General features: G+C 38.4%; 21 protein-coding genes and 1 pseudogene. 6 read left to right on the forward strand and 16 right to left on the reverse strand.

Features of this window, described 5'->3' with window-relative positions:
* Window positions 1-1,014 (forward strand): zinc-binding alcohol dehydrogenase family protein, encoded by a 1,014-nt coding sequence (locus ACQ86H_RS15890; protein WP_431291704.1) that lies wholly within the window; start codon window positions 1-3, stop codon window positions 1,012-1,014.
* Window positions 1,015-1,080: 66 nt separating this feature from the next.
* On the opposite strand, the gene ACQ86H_RS15895 is transcribed toward ACQ86H_RS15890, so the two are convergent.
* Together ACQ86H_RS15895 and ACQ86H_RS15900 are read right to left on the reverse strand one after the other, a co-directional pair.
* Window positions 1,081-1,455, reverse strand: coding sequence for a response regulator transcription factor (locus tag ACQ86H_RS15895; protein ID WP_431295413.1), 375 nt, complete (start codon window positions 1,453-1,455; stop codon window positions 1,081-1,083).
* Between the two features lie 57 nt (window positions 1,456-1,512).
* Window positions 1,513-2,277, reverse strand: a complete 765-nt coding sequence (locus tag ACQ86H_RS15900) for a DeoR/GlpR family DNA-binding transcription regulator (protein ID WP_138820860.1) — start codon at window positions 2,275-2,277, stop codon at window positions 1,513-1,515.
* Window positions 2,278-2,435: 158 nt separating this feature from the next.
* On the opposite strand from ACQ86H_RS15900, the gene ACQ86H_RS15905 reads away from it, so the two are divergent.
* The 3 genes from ACQ86H_RS15905 (at window position 2,436) to ACQ86H_RS15915 (ending at window position 6,522) form a co-directional block, all read left to right on the forward strand.
* Window positions 2,436-4,004 (forward strand): glycerol-3-phosphate dehydrogenase/oxidase, encoded by a 1,569-nt coding sequence (locus ACQ86H_RS15905; protein WP_138820859.1) that lies wholly within the window; start codon window positions 2,436-2,438, stop codon window positions 4,002-4,004.
* A 36-nt stretch (window positions 4,005-4,040) separates the two neighbouring features.
* Window positions 4,041-5,531, forward strand: a complete 1,491-nt coding sequence (gene glpK, locus ACQ86H_RS15910) for a glycerol kinase GlpK (RefSeq protein ID WP_138820858.1) — start codon at window positions 4,041-4,043, stop codon at window positions 5,529-5,531.
* Window positions 5,532-5,781: 250 nt separating this feature from the next.
* The gene (locus ACQ86H_RS15915; RefSeq protein WP_138820857.1) at window positions 5,782-6,522 is read left to right on the forward strand and encodes an MIP/aquaporin family protein; all 741 of its coding nucleotides are present in this window, start codon (window positions 5,782-5,784) and stop codon (window positions 6,520-6,522) included.
* Between the two features lie 217 nt (window positions 6,523-6,739).
* Here ACQ86H_RS15915 and ACQ86H_RS15920 read toward each other — a convergent pair whose 3' ends face one another.
* Genes ACQ86H_RS15920 through ACQ86H_RS15930 form a run of 3 tightly spaced genes read right to left on the reverse strand, consistent with a single transcriptional unit; the run spans window position 6,740 to window position 9,404 of the window.
* The gene (locus tag ACQ86H_RS15920) at window positions 6,740-7,360 is read right to left on the reverse strand and encodes an insulinase family protein (RefSeq protein ID WP_431295414.1); all 621 of its coding nucleotides are present in this window, start codon (window positions 7,358-7,360) and stop codon (window positions 6,740-6,742) included.
* Window positions 7,291-8,022 (reverse strand): M16 family metallopeptidase, encoded by a 732-nt coding sequence (locus tag ACQ86H_RS15925; protein WP_431291705.1) that lies wholly within the window; start codon window positions 8,020-8,022, stop codon window positions 7,291-7,293. The genes ACQ86H_RS15920 and ACQ86H_RS15925 overlap by 70 nt, the downstream gene beginning before the upstream one ends.
* 11 nt (window positions 8,023-8,033) lie before the next feature.
* Complete coding sequence (locus ACQ86H_RS15930; RefSeq protein WP_138820855.1) at window positions 8,034-9,404, reverse strand: M16 family metallopeptidase; 1,371 nt, start codon at window positions 9,402-9,404, stop codon at window positions 8,034-8,036.
* A 169-nt stretch (window positions 9,405-9,573) separates the two neighbouring features.
* Here ACQ86H_RS15930 and ACQ86H_RS15935 point away from each other — a divergent pair, with 169 nt between their 5' ends.
* A complete protein-coding gene (locus ACQ86H_RS15935) occupies window positions 9,574-11,691 on the forward strand; it encodes a DUF294 nucleotidyltransferase-like domain-containing protein (protein WP_431291706.1) in 2,118 nt (705 codons plus the stop codon).
* 418 nt (window positions 11,692-12,109) lie between these two features.
* Here the strand turns inward: ACQ86H_RS15935 and rplT are convergent, their stop codons facing one another.
* The 11 genes and pseudogenes from rplT to ACQ86H_RS15990 form a co-directional block, all read right to left on the reverse strand.
* Window positions 12,110-12,406: a 50S ribosomal protein L20 gene (rplT, locus tag ACQ86H_RS15940; protein ID WP_431295415.1), complete on the reverse strand. Its 297-nt coding sequence runs from the start codon at window positions 12,404-12,406 to the stop codon at window positions 12,110-12,112.
* 122 nt (window positions 12,407-12,528) lie between these two features.
* A complete protein-coding gene (rpmI, locus tag ACQ86H_RS15945; RefSeq protein ID WP_029279105.1) occupies window positions 12,529-12,729 on the reverse strand; it encodes a 50S ribosomal protein L35 in 201 nt (66 codons plus the stop codon).
* A gap of 29 nt (window positions 12,730-12,758) precedes the next feature.
* On the reverse strand, window positions 12,759-13,328 hold the full coding sequence (gene infC, locus ACQ86H_RS15950; protein WP_051691975.1) for a translation initiation factor IF-3: 570 nt from the start codon (window positions 13,326-13,328) through the stop codon (window positions 12,759-12,761).
* A 16-nt stretch (window positions 13,329-13,344) separates the two neighbouring features.
* Window positions 13,345-15,270 carry a threonine--tRNA ligase gene (gene thrS / locus ACQ86H_RS15955; RefSeq protein WP_138820852.1) on the reverse strand — a complete coding sequence of 642 codons (1,926 nt, stop codon included), beginning with the start codon at window positions 15,268-15,270 and terminating at the stop codon, window positions 13,345-13,347.
* Window positions 15,271-15,385: 115 nt separating this feature from the next.
* Entirely contained in the window at window positions 15,386-15,880 is a 495-nt protein-coding gene (locus tag ACQ86H_RS15960; protein ID WP_431291707.1) for a hypothetical protein, read from the reverse strand.
* 75 nt (window positions 15,881-15,955) lie between these two features.
* Window positions 15,956-17,065 (reverse strand): acyltransferase family protein, encoded by a 1,110-nt coding sequence (locus ACQ86H_RS15965; RefSeq protein ID WP_431291708.1) that lies wholly within the window; start codon window positions 17,063-17,065, stop codon window positions 15,956-15,958.
* A gap of 185 nt (window positions 17,066-17,250) precedes the next feature.
* Window positions 17,251-17,637, reverse strand: a complete 387-nt coding sequence (locus ACQ86H_RS15970) for a hypothetical protein (protein ID WP_431291709.1) — start codon at window positions 17,635-17,637, stop codon at window positions 17,251-17,253.
* A 5-nt stretch (window positions 17,638-17,642) separates the two neighbouring features.
* On the reverse strand, window positions 17,643-18,143 hold the full coding sequence (locus ACQ86H_RS15975) for a hypothetical protein (protein ID WP_431291710.1): 501 nt from the start codon (window positions 18,141-18,143) through the stop codon (window positions 17,643-17,645).
* 393 nt (window positions 18,144-18,536) lie between these two features.
* The gene (locus ACQ86H_RS15980; RefSeq protein WP_138822254.1) at window positions 18,537-19,274 is read right to left on the reverse strand and encodes a (Fe-S)-binding protein; all 738 of its coding nucleotides are present in this window, start codon (window positions 19,272-19,274) and stop codon (window positions 18,537-18,539) included.
* 22 nt (window positions 19,275-19,296) lie between these two features.
* Window positions 19,297-20,603: pseudogene (locus ACQ86H_RS15985) on the reverse strand (MFS transporter).
* Window positions 20,604-20,785: 182 nt separating this feature from the next.
* Window positions 20,786-22,678 carry a RecQ family ATP-dependent DNA helicase gene (locus ACQ86H_RS15990; protein WP_138823960.1) on the reverse strand — a complete coding sequence of 631 codons (1,893 nt, stop codon included), beginning with the start codon at window positions 22,676-22,678 and terminating at the stop codon, window positions 20,786-20,788.
* Window positions 22,679-22,792: 114 nt separating this feature from the next.
* On the opposite strand from ACQ86H_RS15990, the gene ACQ86H_RS15995 reads away from it, so the two are divergent.
* A complete protein-coding gene (locus tag ACQ86H_RS15995) occupies window positions 22,793-23,761 on the forward strand; it encodes a PDDEXK nuclease domain-containing protein (protein WP_138823958.1) in 969 nt (322 codons plus the stop codon).
* Window positions 23,762-23,862 lie beyond the last annotated feature (101 nt).

A 23,862-nucleotide genomic window follows, 5' to 3' on the forward strand; every position in this document is an offset into this window, starting at 1 on the left:
ATGAAAGCCATAGGATTTAAAACCTCACTCCCAATAAGCGAAAACGAAAGTTTTATCGCGTTTGAAACACCTGTTCCACAGCCGGAAGGACGCGACCTGCTCGTAAAAATAAAGGCCATCAGCGTAAATCCGGTTGATTTTAAAATCCGCCAGAACAGCGCCAAAGACACTGTACTGGAAACGCCGAAAGTAATTGGCTGGGATGCTGTTGGAACAGTTGAAGCTGTTGGCGAAGGCGTTACCTTTTTTAAAGCCGGAGATGAAGTGTATTATGCCGGAGACTTAACGCGAAGCGGATCAAACGCCGAATATCAATTGATCGATGAACGTATAGTAGGTTTAAAACCTAAATCATTAACGGACACTGAAGCAGCAGCCATGCCATTAACAGCACTTACGGCATGGGAATCACTTTACGACCGCATACGCATCAGTGAGCAAAAAGACAAAGGAAAAAGCATCCTGATTATCGGTGGTGCAGGCGGTGTTGGTTCCATTGCCATACAGCTGGCGAAGAAAATAAGTGGCTTAAAAGTGATTACTACAGCATCGCGGCCAGAAACAAAAGAATGGTGTAAAGCCATGGGTGCAGACGTAGTGGTAAATCATAAAAACCTGGTTGAAGAATTACGTGCGGCAGGTTTTAAGGAAGTGGATTTTATTCTCGATTTTGTAGACCTGAACAGTTACTGGGATGACCTGGTAGAGCTGATTAAACCGCAGGGCCATATCGTGTCAATAACAGGCTCAGCCACTCCAATTGCGCTAAACAAATTAAAAAACAAAAGTGTTACCTTTTCGTGGGAACTGATGTACACACGCTCGATGTACCAAACTGATGATATGGAACAGCAACATCACATTTTAAATGAACTGGCCAAATTATTTGACAATGGCACACTTAAAACGACCTTAAACCAAACATTGAAGGGATTTACGGTTGAAAACTTAAAAGAAGCCCACCGTTTATTGGAAAGCGGTAAAACCATTGGTAAAGTGGTAATCGAGGACTAGAAAAATCCAGGTCAAAAAAAGAGAGAGGCCGGTTAAGCTTCTCTCTTTTTTTATATCCTGTTTCAACTAAACTTTAGTCCGGTTTTCGGCACTTCTTTTTAATTGTGCATGAATACGTTCAAGCACATCATCAATATCGAAAGGTTTGCTGATGTAATCATCTGCAAGGGCATCAATCGCTTTTTGCTCGCTATTGTTCTGTGCAGACATTACAATAATCGGGATGTGTTTGGTAAAAATATCGTTTTTTAAATCTTCGCAAATCTCAGCTCCGTTTCCATCTGGTAACATTACATCTAACAAGAAAAGATCAGGCATTGCATCCTGGATATTTTTCTTCAGCTCTGCAAAAGATGAGGAAAGCTGTAATTCAAAACCCTCTTCTTTTAACAGGATTTCAATCACGTTTCTGATCTCCTGATCGTCTTCTAAAATGTGTATTCGTTTTTTTCCATGTTCAAATTATATGTTTGGGATTTACCGTTCGCGTGGAATGCGCTACACGATAGTAACAGTAACACCCAAGCCTTCTAAATGTTTTACAATTTGTTCAGAAATTCCTTTATCTGTGATGATATGGTCAATTTCTTCTAATCCGCATATCTTTCCAAAGCCTCTTTTACCAAATTTGGTAGAATCGGCCAGTACAATTGTTTTTTGTGAAGCGCCGATCATTTTGCGGTTTAAATGGGCCTCCATAGCATTTGTGGTTGTTAATCCGAAATCCAGATCAATTCCATCTACCCCCAAAAACAGCTTATTGAAATAAAAATCCTGTAAAACCTGTTCGGCATAAGCGCCCATTACGGAGGAAGAACTTTTTCTCAGCAGCCCACCTAATTGTATTACTTCAATACTCGGTTCGCGCATTAATTCCAGCGCCACATTTAATGCAGAAGTAACAACGGTTAGGTTTGTTGCGGGCGCAATGTTCTTCGCAAAATACAGTACCGTGGTACCTGATGCTATTACGATAGAATCATTGTCGTTTAATAATGCAGCGGCAGCTATCCCAATTTTATTCTTCTCGGTAGATTGTATTTTCTCTTTTTCATTAACCGGACGATCTACCGTATATGGATTGTTTACGGTTGCACCACCGTGTGTTCTAAACAGAAGGCTCTTGTCTTCCAGTAGTTTTAAGTCCTTTCTTATTGTTACAGACGACACTTTCAATTCCTTACACAAATCCACAACATTTACGTATTGATCACGTTGCAGGCGACTTAAAATAAACTGGTGCCTCTCAGCCAAATTCATCATAGTATATTAAATTAGCGTGCTGCAAATTAGTAATAAAAAAATGCTATAAAATATTTTACACAAATATTTAATAAATTTTTAACGCACATATTATATCATTTCACTTACGATTTCTTATAATTGCGTATTGTTTCGTTTTGTTACTTTTAAATATAAAAATGAAAAGATTACATCAGCCGCTGGTAGCAGAAAACATAAATTGGGACCTGATCATCATTGGAGGCGGGGCAACAGGCTTGGGTACAGCGCTTGATGCGGCCAGCCGTGGCTATAAAACCTTACTGGTAGAGCAGGCTGATTATGCAAAAGGAACATCGAGCCGGAGCACAAAACTGGTGCACGGAGGCGTACGCTATCTGGCCCAGGGAGATATTGGCCTGGTGAGACATGCCCTTAAAGAACGTGGATTGTTACAACAGAACGCTAAACACTTAGTACATAAAGAAGCATTTCTGATCCCCTGCTACGATTGGTTTTCCATTATTAAATATTTAACCGGACTTACTCTTTACGATTGGCTGGCAGGAAAATACAGTTTCGGGAAATCTAAATATTTCTCTAAAAAAGAAACATTGTCCATGATGTCCGGCATTAAAGCAAAAGGTTTAAAAGGCAGCATCAGGTATTATGATGGAAAGTTTGATGATGCCCGTTTAGCCATCAATATAGCTCAAACCGCTATCGAAAAAGGTGCTACATTATTAAATTACACTAAAGTAACTGGTTTATTAAAATATGGCGAAACCGTTACAGGGATCGAAACAGAAGATACCATAACAGGTTTAAAAGCACAGTTCAAGGGCAAAGTAGTAATTAATGCCACAGGGGTGTTTGTAGATGATATCCTGCACATGAACAATCCCGATTCGAAAAAGATGGTCCGCCCCAGTCAGGGTGTGCATCTGGTATTGGAAAAAAGCTTTTTAAACAGCAAATCTGCCTTAATGATCCCGAAAACTGCTGATGGGCGTGTATTGTTTGCGGTTCCATGGCATGATCATTTGCTAGTAGGCACCACCGATACCCCATTGGATGAACACAGCCTTGAGCCACGTGCTTTAAAAGAAGAGGTAGATTTTATTATGAGCACTGCGGCAAGCTATTTTAACCGCATGCCCCTTGAGAAAGATATCTTAAGTGTGTTCTCTGGTTTACGACCATTGGCCGCCCCTACCAATGGTGATGGGAACAGTACAAAAGAAATCAGCAGGGATCATAAACTGATCGTCTCGGCAAAGGGATTAATTACCATAACCGGTGGAAAATGGACCACATACCGCCGTATGGCTGAAGAAACCGTTGATTTGGCCATTACTGAGGCCGGTTTAGAACCGAAAGCATGTGTAACTGAAAATCTCAGCATCCATGGCAGCCATATCATTAAAGAAGATCATCATTTATCGATATATGGATCAGACCGTGATAAAATTGAGGTTTTGATCAAACAAAATCCAGGTCTCGGGCAACAGTTACATCCATCTTTTCCTTTTGTAGAAGCCGAAGTAGTTTGGTCGGCAAGGAATGAAATGGCCGAAACCGTAGAGGATATTTTAAGCAGAAGGCTAAGGGTATTATTTATTGATGCTCAGGCTGCAAAGGATATGGCGCCACGGGTAGCCTTGCTCCTGGCCAAAGAATTATCGGCAGATGAAAACTGGAAGGCCAATCAAATTCAAACTTTTAATAAATTAGCTGATGGTTACCTTTATCATCAACCTATAAAATAACTGTTAAGGCATAGACCACTAACCAGATTCTTAATTATGAGCAAATACATCTTGTCTATCGATCAGGGAACCACAAGTTCGAGAGCCATTATTTTTAACCACGATGGCGAAATTGTTGCCATTGCGCAAAAAGAATTCACGCAGATTTACCCTAAAGCCGGATGGGTGGAACATGATCCGATGGAAATCTGGTCGACACAGCTGGCCGTTGTTACAGAAGTAATTGTAAAAGCCAGTCTCACCGTAAACGATATTTCTGCCATAGGCATTACCAATCAGCGCGAAACCACAGTAGTTTGGGACAAAGAAACAGGGATGCCCATTTATAATGCTATTGTTTGGCAAGACAGGCGTACTTCAGCCTATTGCGACGAAATTAAATCCCAAGGTTTGGCGGGCAAGATCCAGGCGAAAACGGGCCTCATCATCGATTCTTATTTTTCTGCAACCAAAGCCCGGTGGATTTTGGAAAATGTAGAAGGCGCAAGGGAAAAAGCTGAAGCCGGAAAACTTGCCTTTGGAACTATCGACACCTGGTTAATCTGGAAATTAACAGCAGGTGAAAAACATGTAACCGATGTAACCAACGCCTCTCGTACCATGCTTTATAATATCCATACCCTTAACTGGGATGAAGAACTGCTGGGATTATTTTCCATTCCAAAAGAGATGCTTCCGGAGGTAAAATCATCAAGCGAAGTTTATGGCGAAACCGCCGGAAGAATACTGGCGGCTAAAATTCCAATAGCGGGAATAGCCGGCGATCAGCAATCAGCACTTTTCGGTCAGATGTGTACCGAAATTGGCATGGTAAAAAATACGTATGGCACGGGTTGTTTCATGCTGATGAATATCGGAGAGAAACCAAAAATTTCTGCCAATAACCTGTTAACAACCATCGCCTGGCAGATTAACGGCAAGGTAAATTATGCGCTTGAAGGAAGTATTTTTATAGGCGGTGCGGTTGTACAATGGCTTAGGGACGAAATGGGCTTTATTTCAAGGTCTGCTGATGTAGAAACTTTGGCTAAAAAAGTAAAAGATACCGATGGAGTTTATGTTGTTCCTGCTTTTGCAGGTCTGGGTGCTCCACATTGGGATCAGCATGCCCGCGGAACGATAACAGGATTAACCAGAGGCACAAACAAATCGCACATTGCAAGGGCAGCCCTGGAAAGTATTGCTTACCAAACCATGGATGTTTTGAAAGCTATGGAAGCAGATGCAGGTGTAAATATCGCCGAATTAAGAGTTGATGGTGGCGCTACTTCCAATGATTTGTTGATGCAGTTTCAGGCTGATCTGTTGAATTGTAAAGTAATCAGACCAGATGTAACAGAAGTTACCGCTATTGGCGCTGCTTATCTGGCTGGTTTGGCTACGGGTTTTTGGGAAAGTATCGATCAGATCCGTTCGCAATGGAAAATTAACAGAACCTTTATTGCTGAAGAAGGAATTGATAATAGCGAAAGAATAAAGGGCTGGAACAGGGCGGTTAAAGCGGCCAGGGTAAATGCTGAGAACTAATAAATGGTGATCGTCGAGGCTGTATCATAAATTGTAATTCAACCGAATTTGTCACGTTGAGCTTAGCCTGTACTGAGCTTGACGAAGTATTTAAACGCCTTGTAAGACATTTAAAGCAAGTCCTTCGAAAAGCTCAGAATGACAGTTCTTATATTTATGAGACAGCCTTATATAAACAGATGCTGGTTACAAATTGCTGTTAATCTGATTGAACCTAATAAATTAATTACAAATTGCTTAAAATTTTATAATGAACGTATATCTTGCAGAATTTATTGGTACCGCGCTAATGATGCTCTTAGGAAATGGTGTGGTAGCGAATGTAGTGTTAAAAGGTACAAAAGGCAATAACAGTGGTTGGATGGTGATTACAACGGCTTGGGCACTTGCCGTATTTGTAGGAGTTGTTGTTGCAGGCCCGTATAGCGGGGCACACTTAAATCCGGCTGTAACCCTCGGACTTGCTATCGGAAAAGGCTTTAGCTGGGCGTTGGTTCCATTTTACATCATGGCACAGTTAGCTGGCGCAATGACAGGATCTTTTATAGTTTGGATCATTTACAAAGACCATTTCGACGCCACTGATGATCAGGGTTTAAAGGCTGCTCCTTTTGCAACTGCTCCCGCCATCAGAAACATGACGTCAAATTTGTTATCAGAGATTATCGGCACTTTCGTTTTAATATTTGTGATTTTTTATTTTACTGATGCCAGTATGGGCACGAAAGAAACCGTTACCACTCCTATTGGTTTAGGCTCAATGGGCGCAATTCCGGTAGCATTTTTAGTATGGGTAATTGGTTTGGGTTTAGGGGGAACAACTGGATATGCCATAAATCCGGCAAGAGATTTAGGTCCGCGTATTATTCACTTTTTAATCCCAATGAAGGGAAAAGGAAGCAGCGACTGGGCTTATGCCTGGATACCGATTGTTGGGCCAATAATCGGATCAGTATTAGCCGCTGTGGCATTTTTACTGATTAGTAAATAATAGCATTTGAGTCTTCAACTTAATAACTTTTCGCTAGAAAGTTGACAACTCTCTTTCATGATTGCAGCTTTAGTTGTGTAGTCAGATGTTACCATCTGACTATAAACAAATCTAGATTCATTAACCAAAAACGAGAATTGAAGAATTTCAGTTCCAAAACTTATTTGGTATCAAATGGTAACATCTGACATCACGAACAAATCACGCCCCTCAACAATTATTGAAAAGCAGCTCTGCCCACTTGTTCATCTCCTAGGTATATCCAAATAGCACCTTTTAAATATTTCGCAAAAGAGGTTTTCATATCCTGTAAGCTTACTTTGTTGAAATTTGCTACCATATTCTCATTTATATTAAAATCCCCTAGAACTTCAGCATCGCCTAAATCTTTTACAATCGAACCAGCACTTTCCTGATGCCTGTAGTACCTGTCACGATGGTCCTTTTTTAATGCTTCAAGATAACGTTCGCCATACTTCCCTTCTCTGATATCGTTGTAAACAGCAATCATTGCTTTAAACGCTTTTTTAGGTTGTGTGGTGCTTACAAACATAGAAGTATATGGAATCTGCTGAACTTTAACGTATGCGCCTGGCGCATACGATAACCCAAGCTTAGTTCTCAGTTCATAATTCAAACTACCACTTAATGCATTAATTGCAAGCACAAAAGCATAATAATCAGCATTCATCATCGCGGGGGCATTCATAATGCAACTCATATAATTAGTCGCAATATCCCTTTGCTCTATTACCAAATGTTCGCCAGTTAAAGTTTTATTGGTGTAATTTGGCGGGATGTAATCTTTTCCTTTAAGCGCACTAAAAGAAGTTTGAATTTTTTTTCCAGTTCTTCTTTTGTAATGTTTCCGGCAACTACCAAAAACATTTTATTCTTATTCAGCAATTCATTATGGTAATAATTGCTAACCATTTCTGCGGTGAGGCCGCCAACGGTTTTGCTTGTGCCCAAAGGATTAATGCTATAAGGAGAAGCTTTAAACATCGTTTCCATAGTCAGCTGTTCAATCCTGGTTTCAGGATCAGATTGACTATGATAAATCCCGGTAATCATACGCTCTTTAGTGGTTTGAAACTCTGTTTTATCAAAGGCAGGGTTAATTACTGCATCTGAAAAAAGCTTCCAGCCCTGATCAAGATACTTAGAGATACAATCCATACTAATTGTACCATAGTCAGTGCCTGATGAACCAGCAATATCAATTCCATATTCATCAGCTAGCTCCTTATAATCTACAACGCTATAATTTTTAGTCCCGCAGGTAGCTGCTGATGCCAGAGCCAGGTTTTCTATTCCAGCCCTTTCAGCGTTATAATTCATTACACCACCTTTAAAAAACATACTCATACTAACCGTTTCCTTCTGGGTAGACTTTAAAATCACCTTTAAACCATTCACATCAAATGAAATGGCTTTCGTTTGCGCGTTAACTATATGAAAAACTAAGATAAAATTGATTAAAAATATGAATCTTTTCATTGAGCGTTAAGTTATTTGGGTGATTTAAAAAATGTTTCTGGCTTCACTCCGGTCATACCTGCTTTATCCATCATCAGGCCGGCGCAATAAGGTTTATCTTTAATATACTTGCGTACATAATCTAATAAATCTTTCCTGGTTACTTTATTTACATTTTCTTCGTAATGGGTATAATAATCAATTGATGCTGAAGCCCACCAAAATGAAAGTAAATGAGCATAATCGGAAGTAACCTCTCTCCTTTCTACCTGTTCAATAGATAATAATCTTTTGGCTCTTTCAATCTGTAGATCAGACAAATAATCATCATTACCCCAAAGTGAGATTTGTTTCAACACTTCCTGGTAACATTCTTTTATTTTTGCCGGGTTAGGACTCACCATCAGGCTAATTGGACCAGTATATTTTTGCGTATAATAATTTACATCTGCCTGCTGGGCCAATCCAGAATTAATAAGCGCCTGTTTCATCTTCGAACCGTTTTGATTAACGATAAAAGAAAAAACATCAGCAGCATAAGTGGCAGGAATATCGTTTCTGGTATCTGGACCATGCCAGCTAAAAAGCATAAACGGAACAGGGCTCTTATTTGATTCTACAAAATAATAGTCGTTTTTTTGAAGTGGTTTAAACTCTGGAACTGGCCATTTTACAAAAGGATCAAAAGGCGATCGTTTCCAGCTTCCAAAAATAGAATTTACGTAGTTAAAAGCTTCATCAGCGTTAACATCGCCCGCAATGACCAAAACAGCATTATTTGGCCAATAGTATTTATTTTTAATCGAATCCATTTTTGATGGAGTAGCTGATAAAATCACCTCGTGGCTACCAATTACATTTTTACGGGAATAATTTGCACCCCACATGTGGCGCGAATTAGCCTCCATCAAAGCAAATATCGGACTCGATTCGTGCCTTGTAAATTCAGCATTTACCACTTCATTTTCCAAAGCCATATCTTCCTTTATAAATTTCGGATAACGGATAGAGGAATTCATTAAATTTAAACCAGGCTTTAAATTAGCCGCAGGAAGTGTAAAAAAATAATTTACCACTTCTTCTCTCGTAGTGGCGTTCGAATTGATATCCAGATCGTTCATTCTCGAATTTAAACGTTCAAAATCAGGATAATCTTTATTTGCCTTAAAGAATAAATGTTCGTAAAGGTGACTTAAGCCATTAAATTCGTTGGTTTCAGTAAATGAACCATTTCTGCAGGCCATTTCGATGGTAACCAACGGTACCGTCCGGTCTACTACAACCAGTACTTCCAAACCATTACCGAGTTTTTTAAAGTGCATGTTCTCCTGGAGCTTTTCCTGAGCAAAAGCAGAACCAAGGCACAAAATATAAGCTAGGGAGCTAAATAATAGAGAGCGCATATTTTAATTAAATTTTGGCACCAAATAAGTGTTAATCTTTCACTTTAACAAATAAAAAAAGCTTTAATTATAAATCGCCTTTATTGAAAGGATGCATGAATAATTATAGTTTATGTTCTTAAATAATTATCTTTGAAATAGATCAATCTTATACGCTAACCATTCAAAATTGCAAGCATACTTCCTCGTTGTTGATACTGAAACTTCAGGCCTGCCTAAAAATTGGACGGCACCTTATTCTAAAGAAAAGAACTGGCCGCATATTGTCCAGATTGCCTGGATTATTTATGATCAATCTTATCAGGAAATTAAGCGGGAGAATCACTACATTAAAAATACCGGTTTCACCATTGATAAGGCTGCATTAAAAATTCATAAAATCACCCCTGAATACCTGAATGAATATGGTGAAAACAAAGAAAATGTGATGTTGAAGTTTTCTGAAGATATAGAAAAATATAAACCTTTGGTTATCGGGCATTTTATTGAGCTCGATTATCACATGGTCAATGTTGAATTGTACCGCATTGGAAAAGAAAATATATTTAAAAACCTGACTTTTTTCTGTACGATGAAGGCAAGCGCCCCCTATATTACCAATACGGTGATCAGTCATTTAAAACTGGATAAATTTTATACCGTTTTATTTAATGAACTACCCGAAAATAGCCACAATGCTTTATCTGATACACTAAACACGGCAAAGATTTTCTTTCACCTTTTAAAAACAGGCAAAATTAGCTTAACTTCAGCCTACCATCAGGAGCATACTTTTAACCTGGAGAAGAAAAAGAAAAAGAATTTTCGTTTAAAAGAATTTTACAGGGACTTTTTAATGGAGGATAAACTAGCTGATCAAATTTATACTGCCCGCATTGGAGACATTACTTTCAAAAAGATAGTGAGCTGCAGTCCTGGCACACCTATTTTTGAAGCGGCAATTAAAATGTCTGAACAGAAAACCAGCTGTCTCTTTATTAAAAGTGATCAGGACGTTTATCTGGGCTTCGTAACCGATATTACGTTAAGAGATAATGTAATTGCCAAACAACTGAACGCAAATTTGCCGATTGATGAAGTGATGGACACCAATATTGTGACCATAACTCCTGATGCTTATGTATATGAGGCAATATTGATGATGTTCAGTAAAAAATCTCGCTATTTATTGGTAAATGACAATGGCAATTATGTTGGTTTCCTCAGCAGAAATCGCCTGTTAAGTGAGCAGGCAGAATCTCCGTTAGTTTTTATCCAATCTGTAAAGTCGGCTGTAAATACCAGCGATTTAAAACTAAAGTGGCAGAAAGTACCTGGTATAGTATCACAGCTATTGACCAGAGGTGTGCATTCGAAAATTGTAAACGAGGTAATTACCACTATTGCCGATACCATTTCCTTTAAAATTATTGAAGAGGTAATTGCCAAATTAGGCCCGCCACCTGCAAAATTTGTATTTATGGTTTTAGGTAGCGAGGGCAGAAAAGAGCTTAGCTTAAAAACCGATCAGGACAATGCCATTATTTACGAAGATACCGGAGAAGAAAATAGAGCAGCTGTACGTTCTTATTTTCTTGACCTGGCTACCCAGGTTTCGGATAAATTAAATTTTGTGGGTTTTGTATACTGTGATGGTGACTACATGGCCACTAACCCAAACTGGACGCATTCACTATCGCACTGGAAGTACAATTATAAAAACTGGATAGAAGAGGCTTTGCCAGAAGCTGCTGTAAAATTTGCTGCATTTTTCGATTGCAGGGCTATTTATGGCGATTTAGCTATTATGGAAAGTCTAAGGTCTTTTGTTGATGAAGAATTACAAAAACCTATTGAAAAATTCTACGTATACCTGGCGAAAAATGCCTTACTCTACGAGCCGCCGCTCACTTATTTTAGAAATATCAGAACGCAAAAAATCCATAAAAAAGAGGTATTTGATATTAAAACAGCCATGACCCCTATTGTAGATCTTGCAAGGGTTTATGCCTTACAGAACAGGATCTTTCAAAAAGAAAATACCGGCGAGCGTTTAAAAGCCTTAAGAGAACTGGGTGTTTTTAGCGAAGAGCAATTTAACGAACTTTCGCAATCGTACTATTACCTGATGGGTTTAAGATTAAAACATCAGGCCAATCTTATTATCAATGATCAGGCTGCCCCTAATAACTTTATTGAAATTGATAGTTTGACTAAAATTGAAAAGGTAACACTGATAGAAATCTTTAAAATTATCCTCAATTTTCAAAGCGGAATCAGGATGAGGTTTACGAATAGTTTGGGGTAGAAACGTTTCACCAGAGATGGGTTAATCGGTTAATTGTCTAAATTGATTAATCGACTCCAAACGTCCCCCAACTACAAATTTAGACGGTCAATAGTCACTTATTCATTGCTACACGGCGTACAATAACCTTAATGTGCCTAACGCCTTAATAAATAAAAAGAAAACGCTTAGCGCTTGGCGGTAAGCGTTTTCAGAACAACTACTAGCTCTATCATAGAATATTCGTTGTTTCGGGCGGACTACAACTAAGTCGGGAACCTGAAGGCTCTTCGAAGCAAAATCTGTCTAATGGCACTTTTGATTTATATCTCTCCATTCCGCGTTACTCCAGTCGAGATGGCGAACAAAATGAAACAAAAAAGGTCCCGATTTGCATCGGAACCTTTTCTAAATATGATTATCGCCTAAGCGAAAATTTCTATTTTACTGCATCAATTACAGCTTTGAAAGCTTCTGGGTGATTCATTGCTAAATCAGCCAATACTTTACGGTTTAAACCGATTTCTTTTGAAGCTAGTTTACCGATCAATTGAGAGTAAGAAATACCATGTTGACGTGCACCAGCGTTGATACGTTGGATCCACAATCCGCGGAATTCTCTTTTCTTAACTTTACGGTCACGGTATGCATATTGCAAACCTTTTTCTACTGTGTTTTTAGCAACAGTATAAACCTTACTTCTTGCTCCCCAATAACCTTTGGCTAAATTAAGGATCTTTTTCTTCTTCTTCTCGAAGCTACTGCGTTTACCGAACGTGGCATGTTGTTGTTGTTTTTTGGTAAGCGGCGTTCCTTTTAACCGGAAACTTAAAGCCTGATACCTGGTGAATTAATAAATTACTTTCCGATACAAAGCATACGTTTAACGTTACCCATATCAGCATCAGATACGATACTTGCTTGACCTAAGGCACGTTTACGTTTAGTACTCATCTTAGTTAAGATGTGACTTTTGTATGCGTTGTTTCTTTTGATTTTACCTGTTCCAGTAAGCGAAAAACGCTTTTTAGCACTGGAATTGGTTTTCATTTTTGGCATAACCTGTTTTTTAATTTATAAACCTATTTTTATTTTTTTGCTACTTTAGGCGCAACTGTCAGGAACATACGTTTACCTTCTAACTTAGGTAATAACTCTACTTTTCCTACATCTTCTAAAGCCTGGGCAAATTTTAATAATAAAATTTCTCCCTGCTCTTTGTAAACAATTGCTCTACCTTTAAAATGCACGTAAGCCCTAACTTTCTCACCGTTCTCTAAAAAGCTTACTGCATGCTTTAATTTAAACTGGAAATCGTGATCATTGGTGTTAGGACCAAAACGGATCTCCTTAATTACAGTTTGTTTCGCATTAGCTTTAATTTCTTTCTGCTTTTTCTTTTGCTCGTAAACAAATTTACTGTAATCAATAATCCTACAAACTGGCGGTACGGCATTTGGAGATATTTCTACCAAATCCAATTCCAGTTCATCAGCAAGTGCCAAAGCTTTTGCCAAAGGATAAATCCCCGGTTCAACATTATCGCCAGCTAAACGCACTTCGGGCGATTTAATATACTGATTAATGTTATGCTCTGCTTCTTTTTTCTTAAAAGGTGGACGTGGTCCCCTGTTAAATCCTGGTCTTCCTAATGCCAAATTTGTACTATTTAATTTAAACTGTTATTTCTTTTCTTAATAAATTGTTGAACTCTTCCAACGTCATTTCACCTAAATCTCCCTCACCATGCTTACGCACAGAAACTTTTCCTTCTGCCATTTCTTTATCACCGATAATGAGCATGTATGGGATCTTTTTAACTTCCGAATCGCGTATTTTGCGACCAATTTTCTCGTCACGGAAGTCAATCAGCCCGCGAATATCGGAATTATTTAGTTCATCTAAAACTTTTTTTGCATATTCTTCATATTTTTCTGAAATAGGAAGAATAATAAATTGTTCCGGACTTAACCATAACGGGAAGTTTCCGGCACAATGTTCGATCAAAACGGCAATAAACCTTTCTAATGAACCAAATGGCGCACGGTGAATCATTACTGGTCTATGCTTTTGGTTATCGCTACCGGTGTATTCCAATTCAAAACGCTCCGGTAAATTATAATCAACCTGGATAGTACCTAATTGCCATTTTCTACCTAAAGCGTCTTTTACCATAAAATCGAGCTTAGGACCATAGAAAGCAGCTTCGCCATATTCTACAACAGTATTTAAGCCCTTTTCTGCAGCTGCTTCGATAATTGCATTTTCAGATAGTCTCCAGTTCTCATCAGAACCAATGTATTTTGCTTTGTTCTCCGGATCTCTTAACGAAACCTGAGCGGTATAGTTATCAAAACCTAATGATTTAAATACATAAAGCACCAAATCAATTACTTTTTTAAACTCTTCTTTCACCTGTTCTGGCATACAGAATAAGTGTGCATCATCTTGAGTAAAGCCACGTACACGGGTTAAACCATGTAATTCGCCACTTTGTTCGTAACGGTAAACGGTACCAAACTCTGCAAAACGAACCGGAAGATCTTTGTAAGAACGCGGTTTTGTCTTGTAAATCTCGCAGTGGTGCGGACAGTTCATCGGTTTTAAGAAGAACTCCTCTCCTTCCTGTGGAGTTTTAATCGGCTGGAACGAATCCTTACCGTATTTCTCCCAATGGCCAGAAGTTACATATAAGTTTTTATGACCAATGTGTGGTGTTACTACTTGCTCGTAACCTGCTTTAGCCTGTGCTTTAGTTAAAAAGTTCACCAAGCGCTCGCGCAAAGCAGTTCCTTTAGGTAACCATAAAGGCAAGCCCATGCCCACTTTTTCTGAGAAAGCAAACAGTTCCAGCTCTTTTCCTAATTTGCGGTGATCGCGTTTTTTTGCTTCCTCAATCATTAAAAGATATTCAGTAAGCTCGCTCGCCTTAGGAAAAGTTACCCCATAAATACGGGTTAACTGTTTTTTAGTTTCATCGCCGCGCCAGTAAGCACCAGCCACATTCATCAGTTTTACTGCTTTTACAAAACCAGTATTAGGAATGTGTGGACCGCGGCATAAATCGGTAAATGAGCCCTGGGTATAAAAAGTAATTTTACCATCCTCAAGGCCGTCAATTAAATCCAATTTATACTCATCGCCTTTTTCGGTGAAGTATTTTACCGCATCAGCTTTGCTTACACTTTCGCGCACAAAAGTTTCCTTTTGTTTAGCCAGTTCGATCATTTTGGTTTCAATGGCTTTGAAATCATCCGAAGAAAATTCACGGTCACCAAAGTCTACATCATAATAAAAACCGGTTTCAATTGCCGGCCCGATACCGAATTTGGTTCCCGGATAAAGTGCCTCTAAAGCCTCAGCCATTAAGTGGGCAGATGAATGCCAAAAAGTCGATTTTCCGGCAGTATCATTCCAGGTTAACAATTTCACTGATGAATCAGATTCGATCGGTCTTGTTGAATCCCAAACCTCGCCATTAACCTCAGCGGCTAATACGTTACGGGCTAAGCCCTCAGAAATTGACAATGCGATTTGATGGGCAGAAATGCCCTTTTCGTACTGACGGACAGAACCGTCAGGTAAAGTAATGTTAATCATCTACAACTATGATTTAATTTTTAAATAAAAATGTTTTAAAGATCACTTACAATGTGATTTTATTTTGTGCAAAGGTACGAATTTTATAACGTTATTGATAGATAAAGTTGAAATTCTACCTGGCTTGCAGCCCCACTTCGTCGAGATATGTTTTCTGTATTGCCAACACACGATCAGGATATGTATTCAGTTTTTCATACTTCAACATCAGCTGATCATGTAATTTTTTCTTTTCGTTAATGGTTTTTGTCTGCAGCATTTGTTTTGCCGTTTTACCATAATCATTTATGGCTGTCAGATAAGCAATTACACCCTCATTAAATTTTTTAGCTGCTTTACTGGGTTTCAGATCTGCCATGTCAGCAAGATCCATTCTCGAATTATTGACCAGGTTTTCTGCTTTGTTTGATAAAGAAATAGAATCCGGGAATCCTTTTATATAAACCTTCGAAGTATCTTTAAAAACACTATCCGTTTCGTCGATCTGCCTCATCTGTCGCAAAAAAACGGAAGTTACTTTTTCATTATAGGCATAATCACTCGTTGATGATGTACAGCTAAGCAGCAGCATTAAAGAAATAGAAAGCAAAGCAGGTTTAAAAAATTTCATATTTTTTTATCGTAATTGTTTGTTTAAATGATTTACTATCGTGATGGTTCGTGTCTCCACCAACTAATCATAACATTAAAGCAAAAATTTGGTTTTCAAATATTTGCGCAATGGAATATCTAAGAATCTCATTACCATATAAGAGAAAACGATTAAAAGCAGTACTGAAACCGGGATAATCATCCAAAGTGAGGATGCTGGTGGCTGAACTTCGTCTACATAGGTTAAAAATATCCATACAAATGGATAGTGAACCATATAAAGCGGGTATGATATTTCGCCTGAGAGATTACAGATCTTTTTAAGCGATGGATTTAATGCTGTGCCAGCTCCCAATGCCACTAAAAATGGAAAGAAAAACAACACAAGTATCGGCTCGGTAATCCAGTTGTATTTATCATTAAAAGGGACCAAAAAGGCCGCAAGTAAAAGCACGATCATGCCTAAAAAATCAAGTTTATTTTTGATTACCCAATTTAAACGGTAAACCAACATACCGGCTGTAAAAGAATACAGCACACGCGCTCCACCGTCCCAGAAATTCTGTCCTCCCCAGCCACCGCCTATGTTGGAAGCGCGCACGGCAACAAAACAAAGGCATACTGCACCTATAACGACCAGGGCAATCAGTGATTTTTTTCCTAACCGGTAAAGCACAAAAATGTAAAGGATATTGGCGATATATTCCCAAAATAATGACCAGGCCGGGGCATTTAAGCAGAATAAATTGGTGTACCGCTCAGGCATTGCCGGATAAGGGATTAAAAAAGCTGAGGATAAAAACAAAAGAAAGGTTTTCCCGAACCCATAGACTTCATAAAGATCGCTGTATGGGTCGATCAGAAAAGTGAGCAGCCCTAAAACTGAACCTATTACAACCAAGGGATGCAGGCGGATCAGCCTCAGTTTAAAAAACTGCGTGATCCCGATATGCGGTGCGCGGTTATCGTAAGCATAAGCAATTACGAAACCCGATAAGCAGAAAAAGAAATCTACAGCCAGGAAGCCATGCGAAAGAAAATTCTTATTATAATTGGTAATCGCGATTTCCATAAAGTGGTAAATGACCACAACAATGGCTGCTACCCCCTTAATCCATCTAAAATTTCGAAATGCTGTTTGCTTGCTAATAAGTTTGTTTTGTTTTCCGCTGTAATCACTTTTGGTTAGGTTATTTAACCCCAATAATAGTTATTCTCCATTTAGATGCAAAAACTAAAGTAAACCTTTTCAGAAATGATACAAAAAAAGCCCTGAATGCTTACACTTTCAAGGCTGATAGAATCATTATGGTGGTAATTTATGTCAAGACATCCGAAGTTTGAGCATAGGTCTATGCTCAAACTTCGGATGTCTGGAAACGAACTGAATTAATTCATTCCAAACGCTCTTCCCTGACCGCCACCTGGTCTGTTCTGTCTAAAACGTTTCATCATGTTCTCCATTTTATTTTTATATTCTTCAGGAGTAATCAATTTCGCTTTTTTAGGAGCGGTTACATCTTTCGAACTTACATTTCTATATTCAATGCTTTTAGCAATCGAACTGTTACCCCTACCTTCAATGGCCAATACCGCACCTTCTGTCCACATATTTGGGTTTGGAGAAAAATCGAAACCTAAATCTTTCGTATACCAGATTTTGGTTTCTTCCACTACATTTTTATCCATATCCAATATCTTGATTGCTCTTGTTGATCTTACAATGGCCTGGTGACAAGTAAAGCCTAAAATCTGCTTAGTAGAATCTGTTTTCACTACTTCTATTTTTGGTGCCGGAGCAGGTTGCGCTTTCGTGGTATCTTTAGTGTTTCCACCCCCATTCTCATCGAACCAATCGGACCAGATGTAGACAAAGTTAATTTACTAGGCATGTAATAAGTGGTATCGTTCAGGTCGAATACCTCGGTAAGCCCTTTATCCGCGAAAGTATAATAGTATTCGCGGTTGCCGCCACCACCACCAAAACGCATCATCATACGACCTATTCCGCCGCCACCGCCACCTGCTCCATTGCTATCTTCGGTTTCTTCAACAGGCATATAACTGGCATTTGTAGCGGTAAATAATAACTCAAAATTGGTTTTGCTTGATGAAGGCATCCTGGCTTTCATCTGGTCGGTTAACTGTATACCGCTGGCTGATGCCATAGCGGCAGGATCGATGGTATTTTCAAACTGTATTGCTCCGGAAGTCTTTTTTTGTGCATTTGCCACACTTGCAATCGACATTACTCCTAATAAAGCGATGAATATTTTTTTCATTTTGTTGATTTTGTTTTGTGGTTTAGATATGAAAGCCTGTAAAAGGTTTAACAAAGGTATTTTAGATTCTAAGTAAAGCATGTTAAATTGTGTTAAAATCAATAGCCGGATTGGCTGAACAGGCTGTTTAAAGGCAGATGTAATTTATTTTTTACAATAGCGCTTGTTTTTAAAAAAGCAATTGCAGTGGTTTTTTAATATGAGCCCTAATAAAAACCGTAAAATGCAAATTAATTTGGGCGTTACCCAAGCTACGCAAGGGTCAGGCTTTTCAGGGCTCCGCTTCGCTCCGGTACCGATAAAATCGGTACTGAACCCTTACAAGCCCTAACGCAGATTTATCGTGATAAACCATTTCCCTCAACATGTGTGCTACCCTTTAGGGGTCGTGGGCTAATATTCTGTACTTTCCAACCAACCATTACAAAGCACATCAGCAATGTGCATGGTTTTAATGGGCAGGTTATTTTTATCGATATAGCCCTGAAGGTGTAAAAGACAGGACAGATCGGTAGAAATGATATAATCGGCTTGTTGTGCCAAAGCATGGTTAACTTTTTGCTCGGCCATAGCTGATGAAATGGCATCAAACTTTACTGCAAAAGTACCTCCGAAACCACAGCACATATCGGTATCTTCCATTTCGATCATTTCTAAACCATGTACTTTAGAAAGCAGCTGGCGCGGTTCATCTTTGATTTTGCATTCGCGTAAAGCACTGCACGAATCGTGGTAAACGGCTTTTCCTTCCAGTTCAGCACCGAAATAATCCTTTTTGGCTATGTTGACCAGGAAATCAGAAAGCTCCCAGATGTTTGATTGCAAACTCCGGCATTTGTTGTGTACAATGGTATTGGTAAAAAGATCATTAAATCCACCTTTCACCATGCCTACACATGATGCAGATGGAGCCACCACATAAGTATTTTCGGTGAAATCGTTCAGAAACTTTGTGCCCACTTCTTTAGCTTCATCCCAATAACCCGCATTGTATGCCGGTTGTCCACAACAAGTTTGCTTCGAATTGTAAGCAACATTACATCCCGATTTTTCCAATAACCTTAAGGTATTAAAAGCAGTTTCGGGGTATAACTGATCTACAAAACAAGGCACAAATAATTCTACTTTCATCATATTCTAAACGACTGCAAACTTACAAATTTGCGGTTTCATTGCGCCCGATTTTTTTCAGGAACGCTAAAAACACCAATCCTACTATAAAAAATGATGCCAAAGCAATAATGGATTGGCGCATATTGTGTGTTAAACCCTCGATAAATGCAAAACTAAACAGACCAATTACGATTGCCAATTTCTCTGTGGCATCGTAGAAACTAAAAAATGAAGCAGTGTCGGTTGTATTTTCCGGAATATGTTTTGAATAAGTAGAACGCGATAAAGATTGTATTCCGCCCATAATTAGGCCGACAATGGCGGCCAAGGCATAAAATTGATATTGATTGGTTATGGAGTATCCATAAATGCAACAGCCTATCCAAATCAATACAACGATCATTAAAACATTAATATTTCCCATTTTTTTGGCTAAAACCGACATTAACCATGCACCCAGAATTGCAACAAGCTGAATAATTAAGATAACAGCAATTAAACTGCCCGATTCCATTTTTAAAACCTTGGCGCCGAAACCGGCAGCAGCAAGCATAATGGTTTGTACCCCCATCGAATAAAAAAGAAGGCAATTAAATAAGTTTTTAAAAACTTCATTTGCCTTAGCTGATTCCACACCTTTACAAATTCACCAAAACTGCTTTTAATAATTCCCTTGTTCAGATAGCCTGCGTTAGGAACATCTTTAGGTAACACTTTAAAAGGAATCTGAGCAAATAAAAACCACCAGATACCAACCAGCAAAAATGATATTTGAGCCGGTAATGATTTATCAGTAATTCCAAACAGTTCGGGTTTTAGTACAAAAACAAAACAGATTAACTGCAATATCACGCTACCAACATAGCCGTATGAAAATCCCTGGGCACTTACTTTATCCTGATTATTGGTTGAAGCAATTATGGGCAAATAAGCATTATTAAACATTACACCGCCCACATAGCCCATTGCAGCCAGAACGAAGCAAATAATTCCAGCTTCTAAAGTTTCCAGTTTGAAGAAAAACAAACCCATACAGGCGAAGGATCCGATATAGGTAAACAATTTCATGAAGAATTTCTTTTTGCCTTTTGCATCTGCATAGGAAGATAGTACCGGCAACAAAACCACCATTAATAAGTAAGCGAAAGCAAGCGCATAATTAGAAAGAACGGTATTTATAAACGTTTTGCCAAAAAAAGTTACTTCGTCACCATGCGCTTTTGTTGTAGTAATTGCAACATAGTAAACAGGAAAAATGGTTGAGGTAATCACTAAATTATAGGCAGAATTTGCCCAGTCGAAGAAAGCCCAGGAGCGTATGGTTTTCTTATTATCTTTTTCTATCATTTGTTTTTCGCTTCTCGGAAGACTACACTAATTAAATAGTTCATTACAAAACTAATATTTATTACTAACTTAAGGGGCATTTTTCTCACCTTTCACCTTTCACCTTTCACCTTTCACCTTTCACCTTTCACCTTTCACCTTTCACCTTTCACATCTCACATCTCACATCTCACATCTCACATCTAAAGATAATATTTCTTCCCATCAGTTTTAATCTTACCAGCATCTAATAATTCTCGAATGGCATCAATTCTTTCTGATTCAGCGCCATTTTTAATGTTGGTAACAAGATCATCAAGACTTAAAGGCTGTTGTTGTAATAAAGAGACAACCTCGAACTCGATTTCCTCTCCCATTTGATTTTGGCTCTCGGCTCTTTTTTCAGCCAGACAAACATCGCATACCCCACATTTTGTAGCATGATGCTCATCAAAATAGTCCAGCAATTGAACACTCCTGCACAAATTAGATGAAGCATAAGCCACCACCGCATTAATCTGTTTATGTAAAATCTCTTTTCTCAGTTCCAAATATTTCACATCCAGATCAAAATGATCCATATCAACCCGTGGCCGAACATATTGCAGTTGTGGTTGATCGGTTTGCTGGATATAGGTAAGCAATTCAATGCTTTGAAGTTTATTGAGTAAAGTAATGATTTCCTTATAAGATAAACCCGTTCTTTTGGCTAAATCGGCTTCATTGATTTTCACAAAACCATCAAAAGCGCCGCCGTGCGAGCGCAGAATAGTTTTGATAATGCCATCGTAAGACTTATTTTCGATCTGAAAACGATAAATATCCTCATGACTGGCGATGAACATTATCCTTGAAGGTAAAAAAACACTTTCAGATAACGTAAGATAACCATCATGCTCTAAAAATTTCAACGCAGAAATGGTTTTTAAAACACTAATATTAAACCGTTTACAGAAATCAGCGATATCAAAAGTAAAGGTTAAACCTTCACCGGCACCAAAGGCCAATTGAAAGTAATTGCCCAGGTAGTGATAGGTTTTTCTGATTTCATCCGGTGAAGGAAAGCTATCTAAATACCGGGATTCTAAGCCAAGGATATCAGATTGATTGGCCAATAGGACCGCATAACTTCTTTTTTCATCGCGTCCTGCCCTGCCTGCTTCCTGGTAATAAGCTTCCAGACTTTCGGGCAGATCTAAATGCACCACAAAACGGACGTCGGCTTTATCGATTCCCATTCCAAAAGCATTGGTAGCCACCATGATACGGGTTTTATTGTTTTTCCACTCTTCCTGTTTCAGGAAACGAACATCTCGTTCCAATCCGGCATGATAAAAATCCGCTTTAATACCATTTCGGTTAATAAAATTGGCTACTTCAGCAGTTTCCCTGCGGTTACGAACGTAAACCAGGCCTGTTCCTTTTACATTCTGGCAAATATCGATCAGTTTTTTGTATTTGTCTTCATTCCCAAAAACCACATAACTTAAATTGTCCCTGGCGAAACTTTTAACATAAACCTGCGGGTCTTTCATTTCCAGTTTCTCGATAATATCCTTCCTTACAAAATCTGTTGCTGTGGCCGTAAGTGCCAGCACCGGAACATTGGGAAGAATTTCTCGGAGTTTGGCAATCTGTTGGTAAGGTGGACGGAAATCGTAACCCCATTGAGAAATACAATGCGCTTCATCTACGGCAATCAGGTTCACATTCATATAGGAAATACGAACCCGCACCAAATCTGACAATAAACGCTCTGGAGATAAATAAAGAAATTTAATTTTTCCGTAAATACAGTTATCCAGCAAGATATCGATTTCCCGTTTCCCCATCCCGGCATAAATGGCAATGGCTTCAATCCCTTTTGATTTCAGGTTTTCTACCTGATCCTTCATCAGCGCAATTAGCGGCGAAACCACTATACAAATCCCATCTTTAACCAAGGCCGGAACCTGAAAACAGATCGATTTTCCCCCACCCGTAGGCAATAGTGCTAAACTGTCGTTTCCTTCCAGAACAGAAGCAATAATATCTTCCTGTAAAGGTCTAAAAGCCTGGTGTCCCCAATATTTTTGTAAAATCTCTATTGCTGTCATAAATCGGCAGTATCAAAACTATACATTTAATCCAAAATCGTCACTTATTATTGTTAGAAATTGAAAAATCATCTTTAGAAAAGATTATTAACTTTGCTAAATAAGAAGGATTAAATGTTAGAAACGCAGTTTGCAGATGTTGTCAGCTTAATTAAAAATGCCCGGGCAGTGGCATTGAAAACTGTTAATTCTACATTAATAAACCTATACTGGAATATTGGTGAGTATATACACAACAGAGTTAAAAACGCCGAATGGGGACAATCAGTAGTAAAGCAACTAGCAGAATTTTTATCAAAGAACGAACCTGATTTAAAAGGTTTTTCGGATAAAAATCTTTGGCGTATGAAACAGTTTTATGAAAGTTATAAAGATTATCCAAAACTCTCACCACTGCTGAGAGAAATTAGCTGGACGCACAATCTGATTATTCTTTCCAGGTTAAAATCAATTGAGGAAAAAGAATTCTATTTAAAACTTTGTCTAAAAGAAAAATACAGTAAGAGAGAGCTTGAAAGACAGATATCCGCTAGTCATTACGAAATATCTATAATGGGAAATACAAAACTCTCACCAGTGGTGAGAGTTTTACAAAACGAGATTAAAACCATATTCAAAGATACTTATGTATTTGAATTTCTAAATCTTTCCGAACCTCACAGCGAAAACGATCTACAGAAAAATTTAGTTTTAGAAATGAGAAATTTTATTCTTGAACTCGGAAAAGACTTTTTATTTATTAGTGAAGAATATAAAATACAGGTCGGGAATAGCGATTTCTATATTGATCTTCTTTTTTACCATCGTGGCTTACAATGTTTAGTTGCATTTGAATTAAAGGTAGATAAATTTAAGCCCGAACATTTAGGTCAGTTAAATTTCTATTTGGAAGCTTTAGATAGAGATGTTAAAAAATCAAATGAAAACCCAAGTATTGGTATTCTCCTCTGCAAAGATAAAGATAACGAAGTGGTAGAATATGCCTTGAGCAGAAGTCTATCTCCCACTTTAGTCGCAGAATACAAAACACAACTACCCGATAAAAAATTACTTCAAAGAAAAATACAAGAATTATTCAAATAACCATCCAATATATAATGAAACACCTTTATTTTTTATCCGCTCTTTCACTATTATTTTTCAGTTCTGCTGCCCAGGAAAAAAGTGGGACGTTGAAAAATACC

The sequence above is a fragment of the Pedobacter sp. P26 genome, assembly GCF_050632135.1.
Classification (GTDB): domain Bacteria; phylum Bacteroidota; class Bacteroidia; order Sphingobacteriales; family Sphingobacteriaceae; genus Pedobacter.

Excerpts from the sequence above, each read along its gene's own strand:
- ACQ86H_RS15890 (WP_431291704.1), top strand. The coding sequence starts at position 1 with ATGAAAGCCATAGGATTTAAAACCTCACTCCCAATAAGCGAAAACGAA.
- ACQ86H_RS15900 (WP_138820860.1), bottom strand. The coding sequence starts at position 2,277 with ATGATGAATTTGGCTGAGAGGCACCAGTTTATTTTAAGTCGCCTGCAA.
- ACQ86H_RS15905 (WP_138820859.1), top strand. The coding sequence starts at position 2,436 with ATGAAAAGATTACATCAGCCGCTGGTAGCAGAAAACATAAATTGGGAC.
- glpK (WP_138820858.1), top strand. The coding sequence starts at position 4,041 with ATGAGCAAATACATCTTGTCTATCGATCAGGGAACCACAAGTTCGAGA.
- ACQ86H_RS15915 (WP_138820857.1), top strand. The coding sequence starts at position 5,782 with ATGAACGTATATCTTGCAGAATTTATTGGTACCGCGCTAATGATGCTC.
- ACQ86H_RS15925 (WP_431291705.1), bottom strand. The coding sequence starts at position 8,022 with ATGAAAAGATTCATATTTTTAATCAATTTTATCTTAGTTTTTCATATA.
- ACQ86H_RS15930 (WP_138820855.1), bottom strand. The coding sequence starts at position 9,404 with ATGCGCTCTCTATTATTTAGCTCCCTAGCTTATATTTTGTGCCTTGGT.
- rpmI (WP_029279105.1), bottom strand. The coding sequence starts at position 12,729 with ATGCCAAAAATGAAAACCAATTCCAGTGCTAAAAAGCGTTTTTCGCTT.
- thrS (WP_138820852.1), bottom strand. The coding sequence starts at position 15,270 with ATGATTAACATTACTTTACCTGACGGTTCTGTCCGTCAGTACGAAAAG.
- ACQ86H_RS15960 (WP_431291707.1), bottom strand. The coding sequence starts at position 15,880 with ATGAAATTTTTTAAACCTGCTTTGCTTTCTATTTCTTTAATGCTGCTG.
- ACQ86H_RS15975 (WP_431291710.1), bottom strand. The coding sequence starts at position 18,143 with ATGAAAAAAATATTCATCGCTTTATTAGGAGTAATGTCGATTGCAAGT.
- ACQ86H_RS15980 (WP_138822254.1), bottom strand. The coding sequence starts at position 19,274 with ATGAAAGTAGAATTATTTGTGCCTTGTTTTGTAGATCAGTTATACCCC.
- ACQ86H_RS15990 (WP_138823960.1), bottom strand. The coding sequence starts at position 22,678 with ATGACAGCAATAGAGATTTTACAAAAATATTGGGGACACCAGGCTTTT.
- ACQ86H_RS15995 (WP_138823958.1), top strand. The coding sequence starts at position 22,793 with ATGTTAGAAACGCAGTTTGCAGATGTTGTCAGCTTAATTAAAAATGCC.